Genomic DNA, 3,840 nt, shown 5'->3' with positions numbered 1-3,840 from the left:
TTCCTTGCCGGTGGGTGACACGGTCGCCGGACCCTGTTGGTCAGGCTTGGCGGGCGGCATGTCCGACGGTGTGCCGGGTTCTTCCGATTCGGGTTCGAATCCAGCCGGTGAGCCGGGGGCTGGGGCAATTTTGCGAGCCATGGACACCACTTTTCCGTGCGCTGTCGAATGTCAACCGATGTTGTCGAGACTCGACTGCCCCGATCGGGGACTTCCTACGCAGGAAATTCTCATTCCGCGGGACAGAATTTCGAGGCGGTGAATTGCGACTACCCGCGAGTAGGATGGAGTCTGCCTCGGCCTGGTTCGAACGTTTCGACGCATACCTTCGTGGGTGCAACTATGTGATAGTGCCGTAATGTCAGCGTTGACCGTCCAGAACCTGTCGGCTCTGGTTTCGCTCGCGCCGCGGCAACGGACGCCGTGGCCTACGAAGAGATGAGGGTGGAGTGCCCCGCACCCAGGAATACTCCGATCACTACGCAGACGCGCTCGTGGCAATGGCTGTTGCTACCCAGCGTCCGGCGAACGTCGTCAACACGGGGTCCGGCTACGCCATCAGGGTCGATTTCGAGTTTCGCCACTACCTGCTCGCCGTCAACGACAGCGACGGTTTGCGCGAGGACGGTGAGTCCGGCCCGTGGTCGGTTCGCTTCTTCCAGGTTTCGTCCGAGGGCGGACAAGACGAATTACTGGTCGAGGCGATCCGTGACTGGTTGGTCGACGCCTACGACGCCGCGTATTCCGAGATTCGTGAAACGGCCGGATGGCTTCCCGCTGATGCGGAGGTCGGAGAGTCCCGACGGGCCACGACGGAGTAGTTCACAGTACGTAGTCAGCTGTCGGAACCGTCGCTCGATACCTCGTTCGATTCCGCTGCACCGCCCTGCTGCAAACGTGCATTCTCGGCCTCGAGTTCCAGGATTTGCCGAATGCCGGCGAGGTTCACGCCCGCGTCGATGAGTTCTGTGATGCGTGCGAGGCGATCGAGATCAGCCTCGCTGTATCGCCGGGTTCCACCGTCCGTCCTGCCGGGGTGGAGCAATCCGCGCCGTTCGTACAGGCGCAAAGTTTGAGGGCCGATCCCGGACAATTCCGCAGTGACGGAGATGCCGTACACCCCCCGTTGCGAGCGGGGCAGAGACTCAGGTGTCACCTTGACCTCCGTTCCGCGTGTTGGTTGCAGCTCGGTACGCACACCCTATCATCGGTGGTTCAGTGAATCTAAACTGTCGAACACAGGTTACCTTTCTCCGTGGTCTGACTGTCGGCGCTGATCCGCCGGTCGGTCTTCTGTTTCGCCGTCCTGCTCCCGCGGATGTGTGCGCTGACCTCGGCCGGTTCCGCCCCATCCGCCCCATCCGCCCCGGCAGTGATATCGACGAGTTCCTGTGGGATTCGAGCGAGTTCGACGTTTCTGTGCTGCGAGTGTGGCGATCAGGAACTGGAAGGCTTCCTCGGCGGCGATGACGCCCGCGGCCATGACGATTCCCGTCGCCTGCTCGATCACGCTCCGGGATTCCATCGCTTTCGTGAGGCCGGCCAACTCGGCCCGTGCCTCGCGGCCGTCCCGCGCGAGGCGGGTCGAGGGGTCCACCATTGCGGTGAACACCCGGAGCAATGCCGCGTCGACCGAGCTGAACGCGGTCCCGTGGTAGCTGTAGAGATTCAGAGACCCGTGATGGTTGCCCACCGCGATCGGAGCACACAGGAAACTCCGCACGCGGGTGTGTGCGGATGCTGCGAAGAAGGAGGGCCACCGGGCGGGCACGTCGGCGGAGTGGGCCCTGACCACCTGCCTCGCGGTGACGGCCTCGAGTGACGGACCCTCTCCGGTCCGCCGCTGGATCTCGTCGGTATGGCCGACCCGGACGCCTGTGCAGGCCACCGTCCGGGCGTGGTCGTCATCGGAGAGCAACAGTGCTCCCGCCATGTCTGCGCCGTTGAATGTCTCGACACTCCATTCGCACAATCGCTGCAGCGTAACCCGGGTCGGTGCGTCGTCCTCGAGGAGTTGCCGGAGGGCCTCGACCGCTGGTGCGATCGATTCAATGCCCACGACCGAGCCGGACTTCTCAGGCATGACTTGTTCCCTTCGTGCATTATTCTCTGCGCCAAGTTATCTATGACTCATGATAGAGATAAAATATGCCGTCGGGCGGATCGGAGGCAAGCTGGAATGGTGGGCGGTGCTTGGCACTCACTCTGGATGACTGCTAATCTTGCTGCCGCACAGTGATCTTGGTCGCCCGTCGAGGTGGCGGGCGCCTTGGTTGATTATGGGAGGTGTGTTGCTGTGCTTCGAACCGATCCCGGCTCCATGCGTGCGTCGCAGTCCGTTCCGACGGATCCACCCACAGCCGACGCCGGTTACCTGCGGGCAAAACCGCCACTCATTCGCACCTCTTCCCCGGCAGCGGGCGCTGATTCGGCGCAGGCATCTGCCTCTGGGGCGGTGATCTGGGCCGACCCCAGCCCTCTGCAGTCGTGGTGGGACGGAATTGTCTTCGGAAAGCACGATTCCCACGCGTCCGTGGGTAATGCGGTGGGAAACGCCGATCCGGTGCGATAGCGGCCCGAACGTGATGTCGAGGGGGTCCAGCGATACCGCCGTTTGCGGGCCGCATAACCGATGCGACGTTTGCGGGCTGCGTAATACTGTGCCATGTTGGGTAAGTGCCTGGCATGGAGATCGCTGGTCTCCTGCACCACCAGGGGGTAGGGGTTATCCGGATGCGGACCCCGCTTCGTACCGCAGGCCCGACAGGGCCGTGAATGCGGGAGTGCTGCGACCCGACTGGGTTGGCAGCGTGCCAGGAACGAATCGATCGACAACAAGCCCACTTTCCGACGCTCGCCCCAGCTATCGCGGGCGCGTCGTGAAAGTCGCCGAACATCGCGGTGGCACCACCACATTCCACCAAACCGAGGGAGCGTACGAATGACGAATGAGACCGCGACCCTACTCGCCCAGCTGCGAGTGGCACTCGAACTCACCAACACCGAGATCCAGATCGCCGAGACCCGGATCGGGCAGGCCCGAACCGAGGCGGTTCGCCGGGAACTGTCGGAGAACGCCGCCAACGGACGGGACCGCGCCGAAGCCATCGAAGCGACGATTCGGAGTCTGGGCGGATTGCCCGATGTCGTCGGTCCCCTGCTGGGCCGTGCCACCGCGATGGTGAAATCGGTTGCGGAGCAGGCACAACCCTTCGACGAGGCCCTTCTGGGCGACCTGACATTGGAGCACCAGCTCCTGGACCGTGCCCGCTACATCAAAGCGCTGGCAAGGACGACCGAGAACGGCGACGTCGCTCGACTGGCGGATCGGCTGATCACGGCACACTCGGCCACCGTCGAATGGCTGACCACGGTGTTGGCGGAAGATGCACTCGGCGGTCCGGCCGCACTGCGTCGAACCCCGTTGCAGGCTGCGACCGGCACGGCCGTGCAATGGATCAATGCACCGGCGTACTGGACCACCCGTGGGCTCGATCGTGCGATCGACACCGCCCGGGGAACACCCGAATGGCTCGAATCGCTCCTCGGGCGGGGCGCTGCGCTGGGTGAGATCGCCACCAAGACACTGACCGCCGGCCGCGACGCCGCATTGGCGACTGCGGAGGGCGTCACCCGCCGCGAAGGCGCGGGTGGGGTCGCCGACGCCATCCACACCGCCCGCTCGGCTAGCGGGGTACTGGACGCGAGTGAACTTCCCATTGCCGACTACGACGAGCTCAATGTCTCTGCAGCCGTGGCAGCGGTCAAGGAACTGACCGAGCCGGCCGACATCCGGACGGTGCTGGCAGATGAAGAGGCGCACAAGAATCGACACGGGAT

General features: G+C 64.0%; 4 protein-coding genes. 2 read left to right on the top strand and 2 right to left on the bottom strand.

The annotated features are described in order from the left end of the window. Nucleotides 1-449 precede the first annotated feature (449 nt). Nucleotides 450-821, top strand: a complete 372-nt coding sequence (locus WAW17_RS23950) for a hypothetical protein (RefSeq protein WP_422335388.1) — start codon at nucleotides 450-452, stop codon at nucleotides 819-821. Nucleotides 822-835: 14 nt separating this feature from the next. Here the strand turns inward: WAW17_RS23950 and WAW17_RS23945 are convergent, their stop codons facing one another. Continuing rightward, entirely contained in the window at nucleotides 836-1,156 is a 321-nt protein-coding gene (locus WAW17_RS23945; protein ID WP_422335387.1) for a MerR family transcriptional regulator, read from the bottom strand. 87 nt (nucleotides 1,157-1,243) lie between these two features. Continuing rightward, nucleotides 1,244-2,083: a GAF domain-containing protein gene (locus WAW17_RS23940; RefSeq protein ID WP_422335386.1), complete on the bottom strand. Its 840-nt coding sequence runs from the start codon at nucleotides 2,081-2,083 to the stop codon at nucleotides 1,244-1,246. An 858-nt stretch (nucleotides 2,084-2,941) separates the two neighbouring features. On the opposite strand from WAW17_RS23940, the gene WAW17_RS23935 reads away from it, so the two are divergent. Then, nucleotides 2,942-3,840 (top strand): ferritin-like domain-containing protein (locus tag WAW17_RS23935; protein ID WP_422335385.1); only part of this gene is annotated, 899 nt, incomplete at its 3' end.

Source organism: Rhodococcus sp. (in: high G+C Gram-positive bacteria) (assembly GCF_049286785.1).
In the GTDB taxonomy this organism is placed as follows: Bacteria; Actinomycetota; Actinomycetes; order Mycobacteriales; family Mycobacteriaceae; genus Rhodococcus_F.
This window is presented reverse-complemented; position numbering and strand designations above follow the sequence as displayed.